Source organism: Kribbella catacumbae DSM 19601 (genome assembly GCF_000372465.1).
In the GTDB taxonomy this organism is placed as follows: Bacteria; Actinomycetota; Actinomycetes; order Propionibacteriales; family Kribbellaceae; genus Kribbella; species Kribbella catacumbae.
Genome location: NZ_AQUZ01000026.1, coordinates 45344 through 62767, shown reverse-complemented (window position 1 = coordinate 62767; position 17424 = coordinate 45344). Strand labels below are relative to the sequence as shown.

Below are 17424 nucleotides of genomic sequence, written 5' to 3'. Positions count from 1 at the left end.
GACCATGCCCCAGCGCAACCTCACCACCACGACGGTCGGCATCGTCGGCGGCGGACCCGCCGGACTGATGCTGTCGCACCTGCTGTCGGCAGCCGGGATCGACTCCGCTGTCGTCGACAACCGCACTCGCACGGAGATCGAGAACACCGTGCGGGCCGGCATCCTCGAGGCAGACAGCGTGCGGCTGCTCGTCGACACCGGGGTGTCGGACCGCGTCCTGCGCGACGGGCACGCCCACGACGGCATCGAGCTCAGGTTCGGCGGGGTCAGCCATCGCGTCGACTTCAAGGGGCTCGTCGGCGAGTCCGCCTGGCTCTACCCGCAGACCGACGTTTTCATCGACCTCGCGAACGCGCGTCAGCGCGACGCGGCCGACGTGCGCTTCGGTGTCACGGACACCGCCGTCGTCGACATCACCTCCGACCGCCCCGGGATCCTGTTCACCGACGCCGACGGAGCTCTTCAGGAGATCCGCTGCGACTACCTGGTCGGCGCAGACGGCTCACGGAGTATGTGCCGCCACGAGATCCCCGAGGCACAGCGGCGGCAGTTCTTCCGGGAGTACCCGTTCGCCTGGTTCGGCATCCTGTGCGAGGCCCCGCACAGCGCGCCGGAGCTCGTCTACAACCATTCCGCGCGTGGCTTCGCACTCATCAGCCAGCGGACCGAGACGATGCAGCGGATGTACTTCCAGTGCGACCCCGACGAGGACGTCGGCGCATGGTCGGAGGGCCGCATCTGGGACGAGCTGCAGACGCGCGTAGCCGGCGAGGACGGATTCACCCTCAAGGAGGGCCGGATCACCGACAAGACCGTACTGCGCTTCCGGAGCTTCGTCTGCGAGCCGATGCGCTACGGCAACCTCTTCCTCGCGGGCGACGCCGCACACACCGTGCCGCCCACCGGCGCCAAGGGGCTCAACCTCGCGCTGGCCGACGTACGTGTTCTGGCCGAGGTGCTCGAGCGCGCCGTGCTCGGCCACGATCGCGCCGCGCTCGACGAGTACAGCCCCCGTGCGCAGCAGCGGATCTGGAGAGCCCAGCACTTCTCGTACTGGATGACCAGCATGCTGCACCGTCTTCCCGGCGCGAGCGACTTCGACGTACGACGTCAGCTCGGCGAGCTCGACCTGGTGGTGAGTTCGGCTGCCGGGTCGACCTACCTGGCCGAGGCCTACACCGGCTGGCCACGACCCCGCTAGGACTTCGGTCAGCTAGCTAGGTCCGGGCCTTCGCATCTGCCTTCCAGGCTGCAACGGCAAGACGTCTTCGCTTGCCAAGTACGGGAAGTGTTGAACTTCTGACCGCCTCGTAAATGCGGCTGGCCCAGCGGCGCGGTGTTACTTCCTCAACTGCTGAGCTGGATCCAATACCGCAGTACAGAGCTGTGGTCGGGCTGTCCGGCTTCCTCAAGGACGCCGCCATTGTGTTCGATGGTCTTGGCGGAGGCTGGGTTGTCGGCTGCGCACACGAGCATAACGCGGTCGAGGTGCAGAGCGCGGGCCTCCAAGAGGATCTGCGCCAGCACCCACGTCGCCAGGCCTTGGTCGCGAGCGGAGGGGCGGATGCCATAGCCGATGTGGCCGGTTTGCTCGTTGTACTGGTGTCGCAGCGCGATGGCGCCCCCACAGGCCGGGAACGCGGCGGCTCCTGATAGTCCGCTAAGAATTCGCCGGTCCGGACATCACCGGGCCGGCGAATTCGTTGAGATACTGACAACGGATAGAGGAGTTGCTCATGAGCTTGATCGGAGCCCTTGTCGGGTTCGCCCTGACAGCGTTCATCTTGGTGTTGATCGCGCGCATGTTGCTGGACTGGGGTGGCGTGGTGGCACGCGGTCCCGCTTGGGCGACTCGTGCTCGGACCCTGACGCATGCCTGGACCGAGCCCGTGCTCGAGCCGGTACGGCGTCGGGTGCGGCCCGTGCGTGCGGGCGGACTGTCGATCGACCTGGCCTTCACGGTGGTGTTCGTGGCGGCGCTGATCCTTCGGTCGATCGCCTTCAGCCTGTAGCCGCGAGGCGAGTTTGACCCTGACGCGGCGTGAGGGTCAATCGTCGGGACATGAACGAATTCATAGGACCAGTTCCGCTGCCGGCTCTCGATGCGGTCGCGCCCGAGGTCTATCGCGGGTTCTACGGCATGCCGATGTTCGTCATCGTGCCCACCGCGGATCTGGAGACGTCTAAGGACTTCTGGATCCGGGGACTGGGCTTCATCGACCTGTTCTCCGTGCCCGGTCAGTTGGTGCACTTGCGGCGATGGGCGTTCCAAGACGTGCTCCTGGTACCAGCGGAGCAAGTCGACGAAACCGCGATGAGCGTCAGTTTCGCCTGCGTGCTCAGCCAGATCGACGAGCTCGCCGCGCAATGCGAAGAGCTCGCGCCAGGAAGTACCAGCGAGCCACGCGTCATGCCGTGGAACTCGCTCGAGATGGTGGTCACCACGCCGGAGAACACCCGCGTCGTGATGACAGCAGCCCGGCCCCTCGATCCGGCGAGTCCGGAGGCGGCCAACTTGCGGGCCATGGGCATCGAAGTACCGGAAGGTGCGCAAGACTGACCTGGTGAGCGAGGACCTGACCGTAGGACGAGCAGCCGAGCTGGTGGGGGTCAGCGTGCGGACTCTGCATCACTGGGACGCGATCGGGTTGATCCGCCCGAGTGAGCGCACGTGGTCCGGCTACCGCGTGTACTCCGCTAACGACATCGCCAGGACCCACCGGGTACTCGTCTATCGCGAACTCGGCTTCCCGCTCGCCGAGATCGCGAAGCTGCTCGACGACCCGGACGTGAACGCGCGCAGCCATCTGCGCCGGCAACGCTCCGAACTCGCCGGCCAGATCTCCCGGCTGCAGACGATGGTCTCCGCGGTCGATCGCATGCTGGAGGCAACAACCACCGGCTTGCGATTGACCCCGGAGCAACAGGTCGAGATCTTCGGCGCGGACTGGAAGCCCGCCTGGGTCGACGAGGCCGAGGAACGCTGGGGCACCACGCCGCAGTGGGCGCAGTACGCCGAACGCGCCGCGGCCCGGAGCCCAGAGGACTGGAAGGCGATCGCGGCGACGACCAGCACCCTGGAATCCGACCTCGCCGCCGCAATGCGCGCGGGCGTTGCACCCGGCTCGCTCGAAGCGAACGCCCTCGCCGAGCGGCACCGCACCCTGCTCTCGACGTACTTCGACTGCACGCATTCCATGCACGTCTGCATCGGTCGGAGGTACGTCGATGACCCTGGCTACGCCGAGTACTACGATGCGGCCGCGCCAGGTCTGGCCGTCTGGCTCCGCGACACGATCTTCGCCAACGCCGATGCGCAGGGCGTCGACCCCGACTCAGCCACCTGGGAGTGATTTCACGAGTTGCGCCTGGAGCCCGAGGTGATCGGAGACATAGCCCAGCCGCGGCATCTCGTTCTCGAAGAGCACTTCGGCAGACTCGGCCGCCAGCCCAGCGATCAGGATGAAATCGATGCACTGCGAATGCATCCCAGCCGGGAGAAACGCCAACTGAAAGGTCGGCGGACAATCGCCTCCGAACGCGTCGGCCAATCCCGTGGAGGCGAGAAAGTCCTGAAACAAGGGCTTGTGCCGCGGAATGTTGAAGTCCCCGGTCACAACGCAAGGGCTCTCGACGAGTCGTGCAAGCGCCGTCAGCTGCGAACGATGAATCGCGTGAAACCTGTTGGCTTCCGACCAATCGCCATCAGTGTTGGCGAGCAAATGCGCGTTCACGACGGACAGCCCGGCGATCCGCGTCACCAACGCGCCCTTCAGGAAACCCCGGAACCGAAGCGACAATTCCGTACTCCGCGGAGCCGGCAACCGCTGATACCGAGCCGACTCCACCGGCAGCCGCGAGAAGGTCACCACCCCACCGGCCGGCCCGACCATCGACCTCCGATAGCTAGCTCGAAACGACGGCAGTCCTCGCACCAGCAATCGCAGGTGCCAGAACGTCAACACCTCCTGGAAATTCACGACCTCGACCTCGGACGCCTCGAAGGCGGCAGCGATCGCGGCGTACCGGGCCGGAAGCTGTGACGCTGCGAGCGGCATCCCTCTCGTGTTGAGCGACGCGACGGCAACCCGTCCGTGGTTCCCCTGCTGTTCTGGTCGCATTCCTCGATCCTGATTCGTTTTCCCGATGGCTTCGACCTTGTGCGTTGCGGGTACCGGGAGTTGGCTTACTCCCACTCATCCGGTACTTCGATAGGAGTGCACGATGTTCGCCATCCTTGCCGCTGTGATTTTCGGACTGGCACTCATTCTCGACTGGGCCAACGCAACCGTCAGCGACGCGTTCACCCCGCAGACCCTGCTGATGGCAGGCCTGCTCTGCGTCGCCCTTCATCTGGCCGGCATCGGCACCTCCACCAGATGGGGACGCCGCCGCTGACGACTCAGGTCGTAGCCGCCACGACAAGCAGCACGAGGTTCGGAACTGCTTCCATCACTGAGTTCAGCCAGAGTTTCGGCTGGGTCACGAGCATGACGACGGCCAGGAAGACATGCTGGCATGCGGTGAAGAGGATCAGCGCCTGGCCGGCGTCCGGATGGTTCGTCTCGAGCAAGTAGGCGCCGATGAAGAGCGCGGCGGCTGTAGTGAGATTGAAGTAGGCGATGGAGATCCGCCAGAGCCGGACGGCGTCGTAGTCGTCCGGCTTGATCAGGAACATGAAGTAGAGCCGCCGGTGGCGGTAGAAGAACAGTTCCATCGCCCACACCGTCACCAGAATCACCCCGATGACGACGGCAAGTACCTGCACGCCAGTGCCCATGATGACCACCCCCTGAGACTCAATATGGTACGAGTCTCTGACTAAATCAAGTCCTCCCTCGAGCAGGCGCCGCGATCGCGGACTGGAGCCGGCGGAGCCCGTCGAGATGGTCTGCTGTCCACAGCATCCGTACTGCGGTCGCCGTCCACCGCCCGCCTTCCCCAGTGAGGTCTTGCCGTACTGCGTCGACCAACCGCCCCTCGGCATTACTGTCACGCTCAACCGGAGCCGGTACCTCGCCAGCGCCCGTCAATGCCAGAGCTGTCTGCTGGTACCAATCCACTAGTACCCCTGTCGCGTCCACGAGTTCCGCGCGAGCAGCAGTCCGGTCGCCGATGGGGGAGTGGTCGCCGCGACTCCACAGTTCAAGGATCGCGTCGGCAGTGATCCGCAGTACTGCGACACCCGTGACCAGAGTCGCCACCTCGGCCAGCGGCCGGTCCTTGCTGCCACGCTCGGCCAGGAAGGTCCGGAACGCATCATCAAGCCGACGCGCAGCCGCAGCAGCCCGCCGCCCCTCCTCACCCGGTACTGCGACCGCCGTCGCCTGCCCGCCGTCAGCCGGTACTGCGGCAGGTGCCCGCCCGCCGTCAGCCGGTACTGCGGCAGGTGCCTGCCCGTCGACAGCTGGTGCTGCGACTGGCGTTGCCTGCCCGTCGACAGCTGGTGCTGCGACTGGCGTTGCCTGCCCGTCGACAGCTGGTGCTGCGACTGGCGTTGCCTGCCCGTCGTCAGCCGGTACTGCCGGCCCGTCGCATTGGGACACTGCATAGGCGACTGCTTGGCGCAGGTAGCGCGCGCTGTCGTAGTAGCCCTCGGCAAGCGCCTGCTGCAAGGCAGCGCTCGCACCATGCGGCCAGAGGAGCAGCCCGACGAGCAGACTCACCCCTGACCCGATGGCGACATCCTCGATCCGGACGAGCCCGATCTCCCACCCCGCGGGCGAGATGATATCGAACAGGATCAGCAGAACGCCCGTGAAAGCAGCCTGGCCCGCAGCGAAGGAGAAGGCCGCCGGCGCCAGCCCAGCGAGTGCTACCGCCACTGGTAACGACAACCAGGCGACAGTGGTGTTGGGTCCGATGGCCATCACTACAGCGCCGCCGATGACGATGCCGGCCACTGTCCCGGCGAGTCCGCGGAGTGCGTTCTGGCCTGTGCTCAGCGCGTTAGAACGCAGTACGGCGAGTGTGCCGAACACAACCCAGAACGAGTGCTGTACTCCCGCCAGGTCTGCCACCAGCACGGCCAACGCGAGACCCGCCGCTCCCCGGATGCTGTTGTGCAGCCAGACCGAGTGCCGCTCGACATGTGCGCCCGCACGTTCCCGCACTGACGACAGGGGGGAGTCGACCCCAGCCGGGCGCCGCCCGAGCACGTGGTCCCACCAACTGCGACCGCGAGCTGCCACAGCCAGCTGGATGTTCTCGGCGATCGCTGTGACCGCGAAGCTCATCTCCTGCGCCCGGAACGTCGGTTCGAACGAACTGACAAAGGCTTGAACCAAGTCGTCCTCAGCCCGCCGCGAACTCGGCAGCGCGGTGACCGTCTGCTCCAACGCCAGGCGCGCTCGGCGCAGTTCCTTCACGTCTTCGTCAAAAGCCTTGAACTCGCCATCGTGACCGCGGCCGACACGTACATCCTCGCCACCGCCACCGCCACCGCGACCGCGACCGCGGCCGACAGGCTCCTCGCTATCGTCGTCCAGCAGATCGGCGGCTCGCTCGAGGAGTGCCGCGGCTGCTGAATAAACCGCGATGAGTTGCGGCGCAACGGATCCCGGCGGAGGCATTCGCGGGTGAGGCTCTAGCGCGGCGTTCAGCCAGATCACTTCATCCACCACTCGAACTAAGGTCCGCGCGGAAGTGGACAGGCCGGTCGGCCGATACGGCGTACCGAGGAAGGACTTGCGGAGGTCGGCCACTGCTGCGGATGCCTCGCCGGCTTGATAGATCAGGGCGGCGGTCAGTTCGGTGTCGGGGCCGTCTCGCAGACAGTCGAGCCCGGCGCGGAGCCGTCTCGCGAGCAACGTGCAGGCATGAGCGGTCGGCCCGCGGAGTGGCTCGCGAGTGGGAGCCGGCCAGAGATAGGTGATGGCCACAAGCGAGGCGACGCCGGCGAGCAGCCAGCCGAGCAGGCGGTCCGGCAGCGTCGCCATCCCACCCGGCAGACTCACCGGGAGGATAAAGCTGGCGAGGAGCGCCGTCGTCGCACTGGCAAGCACCGAACTGATCACGCCGGCGAAGAGAACGACTAAGGAAACGACCAAAGTCACCGCAGCTGCTGCCCACACAGAGACGGACGCAGCGGTGCCGATCGAGATCAGAACCAGCCCGGCCACGATGAGACTCGCTTGCGCCTGCAGCCGTTCGAGCCTGCTGCCGCTGAAGTCCACGAAAAGAATCGTCGACATCGACCCGAACGACGCGAAGATCGCGACCACCGGACTGTCGAGCACCAGCACCCCAAAGGCAAACACCAACGGCATCACAACCGCCGCCCGCCCAGCCCGTCGCGTAGCCGAAAGCCCCGCATCCCTACCCCGAAGCCACTCGACACCCCTCACCGAGCACCCCACCGACCTGGCACCCTCCAGAGCGTACGCTGAGCCTGCCCACCCCGCAGCACGCCGCCAGCACCTGCCGGTACGTCGCTTCGGAGCATGCCGCCAGCACCCTGCCGGTGCGTCGCTTCGCAGCATGCCGCCAGCACCTGCCGGTGCGTCGCTTCGGAGCATGCCGCCAGCACCTGCCGGTGCGTCGCTTCGCAGTACGTTCGCAGGCCACCACCTGCGGCACCTTGCGAGTCCGCCGATACGCTCCCTCGCCCCCGGGGCAGTACGCCGCCGGTGTGCCGCCTGCGGTGCTATCACCCGCGATACCCCGCTGGCCGCAGCGCAGTACGGCGCTGGGGCGTCGCCTGCGGTAGGCCGTCGGGTGCGTCACCGCTGTGTCCCGCCCACCAGCTGCTCAGTGGAGCGCTCACGCATCGCCGATGCCCTCGGTCTCCGCCAAGGCCAGGTGAGTTCCGCGCTGACATCACCACCATGGACCCGCGCGGGCCAGCAGTTGCCGAGGGCTCCTATGTCTCAGTACGTCTTGAAGCAAGGGGAATCGACTGGCGGCGACGAACTAGGTCAGATCGTCAAGTACCTCAGGTCCTCGGCAGACTCCACTCGTACCGCACCCTCATCCGCCTGAGGTGCTTCGAAGTCGGCCAGATGCTGATCCAGTACGCCGTCCGCCACGTCGCGCCGACTCGGCTTGCTCTGATTCTCAGCTCGGCGTCGGCGGATCGTGTCGTGGTCGACGTCCACATAAATCAGCGTGAACCTCGCCCCGGCATCGATGGCCAGCGACCGCCAGTTGTCGCGAAGGAATCGCGGCGAACTCGTATCGTCGACGACCGCGGAAATCCCGGCGGCAAGGAGTCCGCGGACCTCGGCAGAGGCCATCTCGTGGGTCCTGACCCATTCCTCGACAGGGATTCCGTCGCCGCCCCACAACCCGCGACGCTCGTTGATCTCATCGAGACTGACGATCACCGCGGCCAGCTTCGGCGCGAGTACCCGTGCCACTGTGCTCTTGCCGGAGAAGGACGTTCCACACATCAGTACCAGCCGAACGTCACCTGCCATCCACCCATCCAAGCGAAAAGTCGGTGCATCAGGCAACGGGTTTGGCAGTATCGTCAAAGGCATCGGCGAGCAGTGGAGGGTTTGTGGCGCAGGGATTCGTGATCAGGGTGCAAGGGTCCGGCACCGATGAGGTCTTGAAGGAGCGGATCGCGCGATTGCTCTGCCCGGTCGAGGATCACGACCCACCGTGCCAGGTGCCGTGGGGATTCACCCTCGCCGACAGCACCGACAGCACCGACAGCACCGACCTCGGTCAGCCCGGTCGTTCCGAAGATCCCGGCGAGCCGGCCGCCTCCGACCGTTCCGGCGAGCCCGCCGCCTCCGACCGTTCCGGCGAGCCCGCCGCCTCCGACCATTCCGGCGAGCCGGCCGCCTCCGACCATTCCGGCGAGCCGGCCGCCTCCGACCATCCCGACGACCCCGACCATCCCGACGACCCCGACGACCCCGACGACTCCGACGTCGCCGACCTGCTGCTCGCGATCTACACGACATCCGACAAGGCGGCCGGCGTCGCCGCCCGGGTGAAGACCGCCATCGGTCGCCCCGTCGAGCTCAGCGTGGGCGACCCGGCCGACTTCGAGGACCTCGCCACGCAGTACCGGATCGAGAACGGTTGACTTCAAGTTCGGTTTAACTAGCAGGATCCTCGGCATGGACATCACCGGACAGATCCCCAGCGCAGCCGACGTCGACCTGATCCTGGCTCTGGTAGCCAAGGTGGAACATGCCCAGCGCACCGAAGACGCCGACGCATTCCTGGCCCTCTTCCGCGAGGACGCCGTCTGGGTCACCGGTCACGGCAAGCGGCTCTACGGCCGCGACACCATCGCCGAGTTCACTCGTCGCGTACTTCCCGGCGCCACCAAGGATTCCTACGCCACCTACTCCGCCGACCACCTGCTCTTCGTACGACCTGACATCGCCGTCGTCAACGTGAACCAGAAGTACGCGCTCCTCCCCGGCTCCACCATCGAGCTCCCGGTCGAAACCGGCAGCCCCGTCTACTTCCTCGCCAAAGACGCCGGCGAATGGCGTATCGCGGCGGCGCAGAACACGGTCGTAGTACCAGAAGCCTGATCGCACTAGGTCACGAAACAGGGACGACTGGCCAGTAGAACCCGCCGAACCATCGCGGACCGTCACGAAGCACGGTAGGGATGGGATCGCTCGGACCGAGGGGGCCCGGGCAACAACGATCCCGTCCCGGGGGGAAAACCGAGGGCGGGTTGGGGGGAACCAACTCAATGAAGCGAACCCGTGCTGCGCTCAAAGCCGGCATCGGCATCGTCGCGACGGGCCTGCTGGCCGTCGGATGCGCCGCCGAAACCGACACTGGCAAAGCGTCATCGCAGAGCAGCGCCACCACGACAGCGACGGCCACGCCGAGCGCTACACAATCAAAACCCGCAGGCCTGGTATCGATCCCACCTGTCAAGAAGGCAACCAAGGCGCCGCTCAAGCCAACCATCAAGCCGACACTCAAGGCGACCAAGAAGCCGACCCGGAAGCCAACCGTCCGCGTCACCACGAAGCCGACGCCGAAGCCGACCAAACCGAAGCCCACCAAGACGGCCGAAGACGTCTACTACGCCAACTGCTCCGAGGTCCGAGCCGCCGGCGCCGCACCCATCCACCGCGGCGAGCCCGGCTACTCCTCGAAACTAGACCGAGACAACGACGGCGTCGCCTGCGAGAACTGACGATTGCAGTCAGGTCGTCGCTGGAACACGTGGTCGCGGCTGTGCGTGCGATCGGGGAAGGGGCTGCTAGTCGTGGGTGACGGCTAGTTCGCCTAGTTCTGACCAGGTGGACTGGTCGAGTTTGAAGTTGACGATGCGCGGGGTTTCCACCAGGTGGGGCGGGAGGGTTTGCTGCGCGCTTTTGAAGTGGGGTGAGTTGACGTGGGCGCCGGCCGCGTCGTCGTCGGTGAAGGCTTCCGCCAGGACGTACTCGGTCGGGTCGTCGATGCTGCGGGACCAGTCGAACCACAGGCAGCCTGGTTCGGCGCGGGTGGCTGCGGTGAAGTCGGCGGTGATGGCGGGCCAGTTGTCGGCGTGTTCGGGCTGCACCTTGAACTTCGCGGTGATGAAGATCATTTGACGGCTCCCTGGAGCTGAGGACGAGTCGGGTCGATGCTATCGGCGGCCATCGCCGCGACTGAGCCAGCCCGAGCCGGCGCCAGTGGAGTCAACGCAGGGTGAAGGCGGTACCGCCGCAGTGCGTGGGGTCAGCGCAGGGTGAAGCCGGTGCCGACAGGGTCGCGGGGATCCAGGGTGAACGTGGCTTGGCCGGTGAGATAGGCGTTGCCCTGTACCTCGGTGATCACACCGGCGTCGGTCTCCGAGACCACCCGGCCGAGGAACGTTGTGCCGACGATCGAGTCGTGCCGCAGTACCTGGCCAGGGCCGAGCTGACCTGAGTCGGCGAGTAGCGCCAACCGGGCCGAAGTACCGGAACCGCAAGGCGAGCGATCTGCCTCGCCGTCCGCGAACACAGCGAGGTTGCGCTGATGCGGACCAGTAGCGAGCTGGCCGAGATCGTCGTACAGGATCGTGCCGTAGATGCCGCTCAGGCGGTTGTCCGACGGGTGCTGAGCCCACGGGGTGTCGTTCAGGGCCCACTTGATCTCTCGGCCGAGGGCGACCAGTTCGGCGTACTCCGAGGGCGTGACGGCGAGGCCGGCCGAAGACGCGTCGACCGATGCGTAGAAGGCGCCGCCGAAGCTGATGTCTGCGCGCAGCATGCCTCGCCGCGTCGCCACCTCCACGTCACGAGCCACCACGTACGACGGAACGTTGCGGAAGGCAACGTGTTGCACCGAGCCCGCAATACAGGTGACTCGGGCAACGACCCGTCCGGACGGTACGTCGATCACCACGTCGGTCGTGCCGTCCGGTGACGCCGGGACCAAGCCGGTCTCGACGGCCCACGTGCCAAGGGCGATCGTGCCATGTCCACATGCGGTGGAGTAGCCGTCCTTGTGCCAGAAGAGCACACCGAAGTCCGCGCCATCGTCATTGCCTGGGACAACAAACCCGCCGTACATGTCGGCGTGCCCGCGCGGTTCGTTGACGAGTAACTGCCGGACCCGATCCACCGACTCGGTGGCCATCGCGTAAGAGCGCCGCTCGGGCACGGTCGCGCCGTCGATAGGAGGGAAGCCGTCGGTGACGATCCGGAACGGTTCGCCGGCGGTGTGATAGTCGGTGACGGAGATCTTCATCAGAATCCAAGCTGCTGGCGCAAGGTCTCCAGCGTGTGGGCTGATTCGAGGGTGTGCTCGGTGTCGGCGGCCGCGACCGCCTGGGCGAGTGCGTCGACGGTGACGATGATGGTGAGGACCTCCGGCGTGATGCCCGTTACCGTGTTCGGCACATGGATGGTGACGGTGACGTCGCCGGCCAGTCGCTCTCCGACCGCCTGCTTGCACAGAAGGATGATGCCGGCGCCGACCGCGCGGGCGCGATCGATCACGACCTCGGCGTCGACGAGCAGCCGGCCGGGTGCGATCACGATCACGACGTCCTCGCGCTCGATCGCCATCAGGTCGTCGGCGAGCCGGAAACCGGCCGTCTGGATGCAGCGGCTGCGGCGGCCGAGACGGCGCAGCTTCAGGGTCAGGTGTTCGGCCGCGACATAATTCGCGCCAAAGCCATAAGTCGTGATCTCCCGCGCCTCGAGCATCAACCGGACGGCCTCCTTGTAGGAGTCCATCGACAGATCTGCGTTGAGGAGTTCGATCCGCTCGATCGACTCGGCGATCACCCGGTCCCAGACGTGCTTGGGATCTCCGCCAGTGGACTCGATCCGGTTGCGCAGCCGTTCCTCGCGCGGGCTGGAGCTGAATGGTGTCGCGACGAGATCCTTCAGCTCCGCCAACCCGGCGTACCCGAGTGCTTGGAGTGTCCGGATGACGGTCGCGTTGCTGGTCTTGCTCGCGACGCCGAGCTCCTGGGCCGACAGATAGAGCAGTCGCTCGGGCGTACTCTCCGACAGCGACCGGCACACCGACCGGCCGGCGGGCGTGAACTCGTCCCAGTGATCCCGAATCCGGGCCCGCAGCTCGACGATGGCCGGATTCCGTCGCACCCCAGCTACGTCCTCGGTCATCTGTGCATCATCCGATCCACTCGACTCCGTAACGAACGGTCCACCCGTGTCTGTCACTGCCACACAACCGTCCAGAAGTTCCGGGCGGGGCAGCTGACGGGTCATCGAAGTATGCGGTACGACGGTCCACGGCCTGCAGCCCCTCTTTTTTCGGAGCTTCGATAAAAGTCGCGAACGGCCGCCAGGCGCTGCGCGCTGGGCAAGGTTGGTGCGGGCTTCGAGCGGCGGAGCGGCGGGCGCTGCGCGGTGCCGGGTGATCCTGACCTTGTGCGGCGCCGCGCTGGACCTCGGCCAGCTCGAAGTGCCCGGTCCGGTCCAGACCTGGACATGGACGCCGACTTCGTTCGCAGAGGTTTCGGTTGGCGGGATGCTGAGCGGGCTTGCTGGGTCAGGCGGCCAGGCGTTGGGTTTGCTGCTGGGACCAGACCGCGCGGCGCAGCTTGAACTTGTCGGGGTAGCCGGCGGCTCTGCCGATCATGTACACGTCATGGCTGCGCATGTTGACCATTCCGGCTACGAACCAGACCGGGTTTCCCTCGGCCAGCATGGTGATGATCATCTGCTGCGTAGTGTTCTCGGACATCCTGACCCTCTCCTCGGTCTGTGGTTCCTGCTTTCACTGATACGTCGGACCAGAGACCGCGAAATTGACACCTCCGGAGAACTTTTTTGGAGGAAGTTAGATTTGCTCTCGATGATCACGCCCAGCAACCCCTCGGACGCGTACGCCGGACTGCGCGCGGCCGGACCGGTCCACCGCATCTCCGGCTCGGACGGGAAGCCCGCCTGGCTCGTCACCCGGTACGACGATGTCCGCCAGGCGCTCGCGGATCCCCGGCTGTCGCTCGACAAGCGCAACGGCCTGCCCGGCAACTACCGCGGTATGGCGCTGCCGCCCGCGCTCGACGCCAACCTGCTCAACCTGGACCCGCCGGACCACACCCGCATCCGCCGGCTGGTCAGCCAGGCCTTCACCACTCGCCGGGTCGACGCGTTGCGGGCACCAATTCGCAGTACTGCGGAAGCGTTGCTCGACGAGGTGATCGCGGCAGGAACGGCCGACCTGCTGTCGGCGTACGCGGCGCCTTTGCCGATCGCGGTGATCTGCGACCTGCTGGGCGTACCGGAGGAGGCGCGGACGGATTTCCGGCAATGGACGGACGTGCTGGTGGCGCCCGATCCGTCCCGGCCCGATGAGGCGCGGCAGGCGATCGGTGCGATGCTCGCATTCTTCGCTGAGCTGATCAGTAGCAAGCGGGCGGCGCCGGGCGACGACCTCGTCAGCGACATGATCGCGGCTCAGGACGAGGGCGATCGGCTCAGCGACGATGAGTTGACCTCACTCGTGTTCCTCATCCTGTTCGCCGGCTACGAGAATGTCGTGCACCTGATCGGCAACGCCACCATCGCGCTGCTCGACGACCCGGAACAGTGGAAGCGTCTGCAGGCCGACCGGTCGCTGATCCCGGCCGCCGTCGAGGAGTTCCTCCGGTACGACGGCCCGGCGCCGCTCGCGATCCGGCGGTTCCCGCTGGTGGATGTGACGATCGGCGGCGAACTGATCCCGGCCGGCGAGACCGTACTACTCGGAATCGCGTCCGCGAACCGCGATGCCACCCGCTTCCCTGACGCGGACCGGCTGGACTTCGATCGTGTGACCGCTGGGCATCTCGCCCTCGGTCATGGCATCCACTACTGCCTCGGCGCGCCGTTGGCCCGGCTCGAGACTGCCATCGCGTTGGACGTGTTGCTGGATCGCGCGCCGCGGTTGCGGCTCGCAGTACCGCGAGAAGAACTCGAGTGGCGGCCGTCGATCCGCACTCGGGGGCTGACGGCGCTGCCGATCGCGGTGCGACCGTAAGACGCTGGTAAAAACGAGTGCCCCGATCGATGATCGGGGCACTCGTCCGTGCGGGTCCCGGGGGGAGTGGGACCTCCACACGTGGGGGGATTTCGAATTTATCCCCGATCGGGGGTCAGGGTCGCAGCATTTCAGCGATTCTTTTAATGACGTCCGCTGAGCGGTTCGAATCATGCGCCCAACGGTCGGTTCTAAGGGCCGCCTAACGGGCCGATCTCAGGGCGCTTCGAGGTCGTGGTCCGAGGGTCACCGAGTTGTGCGGCGCCGGAAGAGTACCGTCGCGAGACTTATCGAGAAGATGAGCAGACCGGCGCACCAGGCGAGTGCGATCCAGCCGTTCGAACCGAGCGGCGTACCGGTCAGGAAGCTGCGGACGGATTCGATCACCGACGTGATCGGCTGGTGCCTGCTGATCGGCCGCAGGAAGGCCGGCATCGTCTCGGTGCGGACGAACGCGCTGCTCAGGTAGGGCAGGAACAACATGAAGAAACTCAGCGTGCTCGCTGACTCGACCGACCTCGCGATCACGCCGAGCGCGGCGGCGAGCCAAGACATCGCGATCACGTAGAGCAGCAGCAGACCGATCGCCGCGAGCCAGTCGACCGGGCCGGCGTTCGGGCGGAAGCCCATCGCGAGCGCGGCGAGGATGACGATCGCGGTGGAGACCGCGTTGCGCGCGACACTCGCGGCGACATGTCCGGTCAACACGGCGAAACTGCGAATCGGGAGCGAACGCAACCGGTCGATCATCCCGGTCGTCATGTCGTCGGCCACGGCCATCGCGGTATTCGCGGCGCCGTACCCGGTGGTCAGCAGCAGGATGCCGGGCACGACATAGTTGATGTACTGCGTACCGGTGTTGATCGCGCCGCCGAAGACATAGACGAACAGCGCCATCATCAACAGCGGCAACAGAATCGACACGAACAAGGTGTCGACGTTGCGCCGGGTCAACCGGACGCTCCGGTCGATCATCGTCGTCACGTCGCTGACGGCCGCGCCGAATCCCTGGTGAGTGGTCATCTGTCGTACTCCTAGGCGGTCGGTACTGCGGTCTGGGATGACGCGCTCTCGGAAGCCGCGTTCTCGGGGGACGCGTTCTCGGGAGACGCGCTCTCGCGAGACGCGCCTTCGCGAGACGCGCCTTCGCGAGACGAGGTCTGGGGAGACGTGGTCTTGGATGGAGGAGACGCGGTCAAGGTGAGGAAGACGTCGTCGAGCGTCGGCCGGTGGGACGAGACGCGGGCCGGTGTCAGGGCTTTGTCGCGCAGTTCGTCCAAGACGTGAAGTAAGTGACCGGCGGAACCGTCGGACGGCAGATTCAGCAACTGGCTGTCGGTGTGTCCGCCGAGGAGTTCGAACGCATTGCGCGCGGTGAGGTCGTCGGCGAAGTACAGCTCGATCCGTTCGCCGCCGACCTGGGACTTCAAGGCATCGGCGGTACCCGACGCAGTGATCCGGCCGTCGTCGAGCAGCACAATCCGGTCGGCGAGACGGTCGGCCTCCTCGAGGTACTGAGTGGTGAGCAGAATCGTCGTCCCATCGCGCACTAGTTCGCCGATCGCGTCCCACATGGTCAGCCGGCTGGACGGGTCGAGCCCGGTGGTCGGCTCGTCCAGGAAGATCACCCGCGGCCGGGCGACCAGGCTCATCGCGAGATCGAGGCGGCGCATCATGCCGCCCGAGTAGGTCTTGGCGCGCCGGTTCATCGCCGCGGTCAGATCGAACCGCTCTAGCAACTCGTCTGCGCGCCGGTTCGCCGCGGCCCGGCCCAGATGCATCAGCTTGCCGACCATGACGAGGTTCTCCCGGCCGGTCTGGTTGTCGTCGACCGCGGCGTACTGGCCGGTCAGGCTGATCACGCCGCGGACCTTCGTGGGTTCGCGGACCACGTCGTACCCGGCAATCGTCACCACGCCGGCATCCGGGCGGGTCAGCGTCGTCAGGATCCGGACGATGGTGGTCTTGCCCGCGCCATTGGGCCCGAGCAACGCGAGCACGGACCCTTCTTTCACGGCTAGGTCTATGCCTCGCAGTACCTCGACGGCCCCGTACGACTTCCGCAGGCCGGTCGCTTCGACGATCATGATCTCCCCTTACTGCGTATGAGTTACGCTAATTAGCGTAGCAGGTACGCAGTATGGGTTTCTAGACTGAGGTGGTGGAGATGAGTAAGCAGCCCGAACTGCCGGCCGACGTCGCGCTGATGTGGGGGCTGCGAGACGTCACCAAGCGCGGGCCGAAGCCGTCGCTGTCGGTCGAGGACATCGTCCGGGCGGCGATCGAGCTCGCCGACGCCGAAGGAATTACGGCGGTGTCGATGGCCCGGGTGGCCGAGCGCCTCGGCAACTCGACGATGGCGCTCTACCGGCACGTGAAGAGCAAGGACGACCTGCTCGTACTGATGTCCGATGCCGCGCTCGAGCGACCAGACCCGTTGCCCGATGGAGTCGACTGGCGAACCGGGCTGACCTTCTGGACAGCCGGGGTGTTGACGGCGGTGCGCAAACACCGCTGGTACTCCAAGCTCCCGATCTCAGGGCCGCCCGCCGGACCGAATAACCTCGCCTGGCTCGATTCCGCCCTCGGCGCGCTGAAGGACACCGGCCTGAGCGAGGAGGGCAAGGTCGGCGTCGTGATGGGGTTGATGACTTACGTACAAGGCGAGATCCGCCTGAGCATGGACCTGGCAGCGGGCTTCGCCGACAACCCAGACGCCTTCAGTCGATACGGCGCGACGCTGGCGCGCGTCGTCGACCCACGCCAGCTACCCGCCCTGGCAGAGGTGCTCGCAGCGGGTGTCTTCGACGAGGTGGAGTCCTTCGACGAAACAGACGAAGCCGACTTCGACTTCGGCCTACAGCTCTACCTGGACGGCGTAGCCGGCTTCATCGAGCGGACCTGCCAACCTGATGTGACATAGGTGCGCGTCGCACTCTGGTGATCCTCCTCGGACCTCACCATGCAGCGCGAGCGAGGTCTTCGCGATAGATCTGCCCGACAATGCATCGGCCAGCCTGTTTCTGGATGGCT

At 66.2% G+C, this 17424-nt stretch carries 21 protein-coding genes; 10 read left to right on the top strand and 11 right to left on the bottom strand.

Annotation, left to right across the window (positions count from 1 at the left end):
• Nucleotides 1-4 precede the first annotated feature (4 nt).
• Nucleotides 5-1201 (top strand): 4-hydroxybenzoate 3-monooxygenase, encoded by a 1197-nt coding sequence (locus A3ES_RS0125155; protein ID WP_020389609.1) that lies wholly within the window; start codon nucleotides 5-7, stop codon nucleotides 1199-1201.
• Between the two features lie 146 nt (nucleotides 1202-1347).
• Here A3ES_RS0125155 and A3ES_RS57165 read toward each other — a convergent pair whose 3' ends face one another.
• Nucleotides 1348-1611, bottom strand: a complete 264-nt coding sequence (locus A3ES_RS57165) for a GNAT family N-acetyltransferase (protein WP_420323152.1) — start codon at nucleotides 1609-1611, stop codon at nucleotides 1348-1350.
• Between the two features lie 125 nt (nucleotides 1612-1736).
• Between A3ES_RS57165 and A3ES_RS0125145 the strand changes: the two genes are divergently transcribed.
• The 3 genes from A3ES_RS0125145 to A3ES_RS0125135 are packed head-to-tail and all read left to right on the top strand — an operon-like array spanning nucleotide 1737 to nucleotide 3353.
• Nucleotides 1737-2012: a YggT family protein gene (locus A3ES_RS0125145; protein ID WP_020389607.1), complete on the top strand. Its 276-nt coding sequence runs from the start codon at nucleotides 1737-1739 to the stop codon at nucleotides 2010-2012.
• Nucleotides 2013-2062: 50 nt separating this feature from the next.
• Nucleotides 2063-2560, top strand: a complete 498-nt coding sequence (locus tag A3ES_RS0125140) for a VOC family protein (protein WP_020389606.1) — start codon at nucleotides 2063-2065, stop codon at nucleotides 2558-2560.
• A gap of 4 nt (nucleotides 2561-2564) precedes the next feature.
• A complete protein-coding gene (locus A3ES_RS0125135) occupies nucleotides 2565-3353 on the top strand; it encodes a MerR family transcriptional regulator (RefSeq protein WP_202806583.1) in 789 nt (262 codons plus the stop codon).
• Here A3ES_RS0125135 and A3ES_RS0125130 read toward each other — a convergent pair.
• Entirely contained in the window at nucleotides 3336-4121 is a 786-nt protein-coding gene (locus A3ES_RS0125130; RefSeq protein ID WP_020389604.1) for an endonuclease/exonuclease/phosphatase family protein, read from the bottom strand. The genes A3ES_RS0125135 and A3ES_RS0125130 overlap by 18 nt on opposite strands.
• Before the next feature lie 103 nt (nucleotides 4122-4224).
• Between A3ES_RS0125130 and A3ES_RS55110 the strand changes: the two genes are divergently transcribed.
• On the top strand, nucleotides 4225-4398 hold the full coding sequence (locus A3ES_RS55110) for a hypothetical protein (protein ID WP_020389603.1): 174 nt from the start codon (nucleotides 4225-4227) through the stop codon (nucleotides 4396-4398).
• Between the two features lie 4 nt (nucleotides 4399-4402).
• On the opposite strand, the gene A3ES_RS54270 is transcribed toward A3ES_RS55110, so the two are convergent.
• The 3 genes from A3ES_RS54270 to A3ES_RS0125110 form a co-directional block, all read right to left on the bottom strand.
• Nucleotides 4403-4780 (bottom strand): DUF1304 family protein, encoded by a 378-nt coding sequence (locus A3ES_RS54270; protein ID WP_157630737.1) that lies wholly within the window; start codon nucleotides 4778-4780, stop codon nucleotides 4403-4405.
• Nucleotides 4781-4826: 46 nt separating this feature from the next.
• The gene (locus A3ES_RS0125115) at nucleotides 4827-7268 is read right to left on the bottom strand and encodes an FUSC family protein (RefSeq protein ID WP_020389601.1); all 2442 of its coding nucleotides are present in this window, start codon (nucleotides 7266-7268) and stop codon (nucleotides 4827-4829) included.
• Between the two features lie 648 nt (nucleotides 7269-7916).
• On the bottom strand, nucleotides 7917-8417 hold the full coding sequence (locus tag A3ES_RS0125110) for a P-loop nucleotide/nucleoside kinase family protein (RefSeq protein ID WP_020389600.1): 501 nt from the start codon (nucleotides 8415-8417) through the stop codon (nucleotides 7917-7919).
• 83 nt (nucleotides 8418-8500) lie between these two features.
• On the opposite strand from A3ES_RS0125110, the gene A3ES_RS54265 reads away from it, so the two are divergent.
• The 3 genes from A3ES_RS54265 (at nucleotide 8501) to A3ES_RS55560 (ending at nucleotide 10120) form a co-directional block, all read left to right on the top strand.
• A complete protein-coding gene (locus A3ES_RS54265) occupies nucleotides 8501-9037 on the top strand; it encodes a hypothetical protein (protein WP_040455440.1) in 537 nt (178 codons plus the stop codon).
• Between the two features lie 34 nt (nucleotides 9038-9071).
• Complete coding sequence (locus A3ES_RS0125100) at nucleotides 9072-9497, top strand: SgcJ/EcaC family oxidoreductase (protein WP_020389599.1); 426 nt, start codon at nucleotides 9072-9074, stop codon at nucleotides 9495-9497.
• A 167-nt stretch (nucleotides 9498-9664) separates the two neighbouring features.
• Nucleotides 9665-10120, top strand: coding sequence for an excalibur calcium-binding domain-containing protein (locus A3ES_RS55560; RefSeq protein WP_020389598.1), 456 nt, complete (start codon nucleotides 9665-9667; stop codon nucleotides 10118-10120).
• Between the two features lie 66 nt (nucleotides 10121-10186).
• On the opposite strand, the gene A3ES_RS0125090 is transcribed toward A3ES_RS55560, so the two are convergent.
• From A3ES_RS0125090 to A3ES_RS0125075, 4 genes are all read right to left on the bottom strand, one after another.
• Nucleotides 10187-10516 carry a putative quinol monooxygenase gene (locus A3ES_RS0125090; protein ID WP_020389597.1) on the bottom strand — a complete coding sequence of 110 codons (330 nt, stop codon included), beginning with the start codon at nucleotides 10514-10516 and terminating at the stop codon, nucleotides 10187-10189.
• 131 nt (nucleotides 10517-10647) lie between these two features.
• On the bottom strand, nucleotides 10648-11643 hold the full coding sequence (locus tag A3ES_RS0125085; RefSeq protein ID WP_020389596.1) for a proline racemase family protein: 996 nt from the start codon (nucleotides 11641-11643) through the stop codon (nucleotides 10648-10650).
• Nucleotides 11643-12530 (bottom strand): MurR/RpiR family transcriptional regulator, encoded by an 888-nt coding sequence (locus A3ES_RS0125080; protein WP_020389595.1) that lies wholly within the window; start codon nucleotides 12528-12530, stop codon nucleotides 11643-11645. Before A3ES_RS0125080 ends, A3ES_RS0125085 begins: the two co-directional genes overlap by 1 nt.
• A gap of 388 nt (nucleotides 12531-12918) precedes the next feature.
• Nucleotides 12919-13113: a hypothetical protein gene (locus tag A3ES_RS0125075; protein WP_020389594.1), complete on the bottom strand. Its 195-nt coding sequence runs from the start codon at nucleotides 13111-13113 to the stop codon at nucleotides 12919-12921.
• Nucleotides 13114-13224: 111 nt separating this feature from the next.
• On the opposite strand from A3ES_RS0125075, the gene A3ES_RS0125070 reads away from it, so the two are divergent.
• Nucleotides 13225-14391 carry a cytochrome P450 family protein gene (locus A3ES_RS0125070; protein ID WP_040455469.1) on the top strand — a complete coding sequence of 389 codons (1167 nt, stop codon included), beginning with the start codon at nucleotides 13225-13227 and terminating at the stop codon, nucleotides 14389-14391.
• A gap of 246 nt (nucleotides 14392-14637) precedes the next feature.
• Here A3ES_RS0125070 and A3ES_RS0125065 read toward each other — a convergent pair whose 3' ends face one another.
• Both A3ES_RS0125065 and A3ES_RS0125060 read right to left on the bottom strand, forming a co-directional pair.
• A complete protein-coding gene (locus A3ES_RS0125065) occupies nucleotides 14638-15414 on the bottom strand; it encodes an ABC transporter permease (protein WP_020389592.1) in 777 nt (258 codons plus the stop codon).
• Between the two features lie 11 nt (nucleotides 15415-15425).
• Nucleotides 15426-16478 (bottom strand): ATP-binding cassette domain-containing protein, encoded by a 1053-nt coding sequence (locus tag A3ES_RS0125060; RefSeq protein ID WP_020389591.1) that lies wholly within the window; start codon nucleotides 16476-16478, stop codon nucleotides 15426-15428.
• A gap of 80 nt (nucleotides 16479-16558) precedes the next feature.
• On the opposite strand from A3ES_RS0125060, the gene A3ES_RS0125055 reads away from it, so the two are divergent.
• Complete coding sequence (locus tag A3ES_RS0125055; RefSeq protein WP_020389590.1) at nucleotides 16559-17314, top strand: TetR/AcrR family transcriptional regulator; 756 nt, start codon at nucleotides 16559-16561, stop codon at nucleotides 17312-17314.
• Nucleotides 17315-17424 lie beyond the last annotated feature (110 nt).

Bases quoted from the DNA above. Each gene is read 5' to 3' on its own strand.
- A3ES_RS0125155 (WP_020389609.1), top strand. From the start codon at position 5: ATGCCCCAGCGCAACCTCACCACCACGACGGTCGGCATCGTCGGCGGC.
- A3ES_RS0125145 (WP_020389607.1), top strand. From the start codon at position 1,737: ATGAGCTTGATCGGAGCCCTTGTCGGGTTCGCCCTGACAGCGTTCATC.
- A3ES_RS0125140 (WP_020389606.1), top strand. From the start codon at position 2,063: ATGAACGAATTCATAGGACCAGTTCCGCTGCCGGCTCTCGATGCGGTC.
- A3ES_RS0125130 (WP_020389604.1), bottom strand. From the start codon at position 4,121: ATGCGACCAGAACAGCAGGGGAACCACGGACGGGTTGCCGTCGCGTCG.
- A3ES_RS55110 (WP_020389603.1), top strand. From the start codon at position 4,225: ATGTTCGCCATCCTTGCCGCTGTGATTTTCGGACTGGCACTCATTCTC.
- A3ES_RS54270 (WP_157630737.1), bottom strand. From the start codon at position 4,780: ATGGGCACTGGCGTGCAGGTACTTGCCGTCGTCATCGGGGTGATTCTG.
- A3ES_RS0125115 (WP_020389601.1), bottom strand. From the start codon at position 7,268: ATGCCGTTGGTGTTTGCCTTTGGGGTGCTGGTGCTCGACAGTCCGGTG.
- A3ES_RS0125110 (WP_020389600.1), bottom strand. From the start codon at position 8,417: ATGGCAGGTGACGTTCGGCTGGTACTGATGTGTGGAACGTCCTTCTCC.
- A3ES_RS0125100 (WP_020389599.1), top strand. From the start codon at position 9,072: ATGGACATCACCGGACAGATCCCCAGCGCAGCCGACGTCGACCTGATC.
- A3ES_RS55560 (WP_020389598.1), top strand. From the start codon at position 9,665: ATGAAGCGAACCCGTGCTGCGCTCAAAGCCGGCATCGGCATCGTCGCG.
- A3ES_RS0125090 (WP_020389597.1), bottom strand. From the start codon at position 10,516: ATGATCTTCATCACCGCGAAGTTCAAGGTGCAGCCCGAACACGCCGAC.
- A3ES_RS0125085 (WP_020389596.1), bottom strand. From the start codon at position 11,643: ATGAAGATCTCCGTCACCGACTATCACACCGCCGGCGAACCGTTCCGG.
- A3ES_RS0125080 (WP_020389595.1), bottom strand. From the start codon at position 12,530: ATGACCGAGGACGTAGCTGGGGTGCGACGGAATCCGGCCATCGTCGAG.
- A3ES_RS0125075 (WP_020389594.1), bottom strand. From the start codon at position 13,113: ATGTCCGAGAACACTACGCAGCAGATGATCATCACCATGCTGGCCGAG.
- A3ES_RS0125070 (WP_040455469.1), top strand. From the start codon at position 13,225: ATGATCACGCCCAGCAACCCCTCGGACGCGTACGCCGGACTGCGCGCG.
- A3ES_RS0125065 (WP_020389592.1), bottom strand. From the start codon at position 15,414: ATGACCACTCACCAGGGATTCGGCGCGGCCGTCAGCGACGTGACGACG.
- A3ES_RS0125060 (WP_020389591.1), bottom strand. From the start codon at position 16,478: ATGATCGTCGAAGCGACCGGCCTGCGGAAGTCGTACGGGGCCGTCGAG.
- A3ES_RS0125055 (WP_020389590.1), top strand. From the start codon at position 16,559: ATGAGTAAGCAGCCCGAACTGCCGGCCGACGTCGCGCTGATGTGGGGG.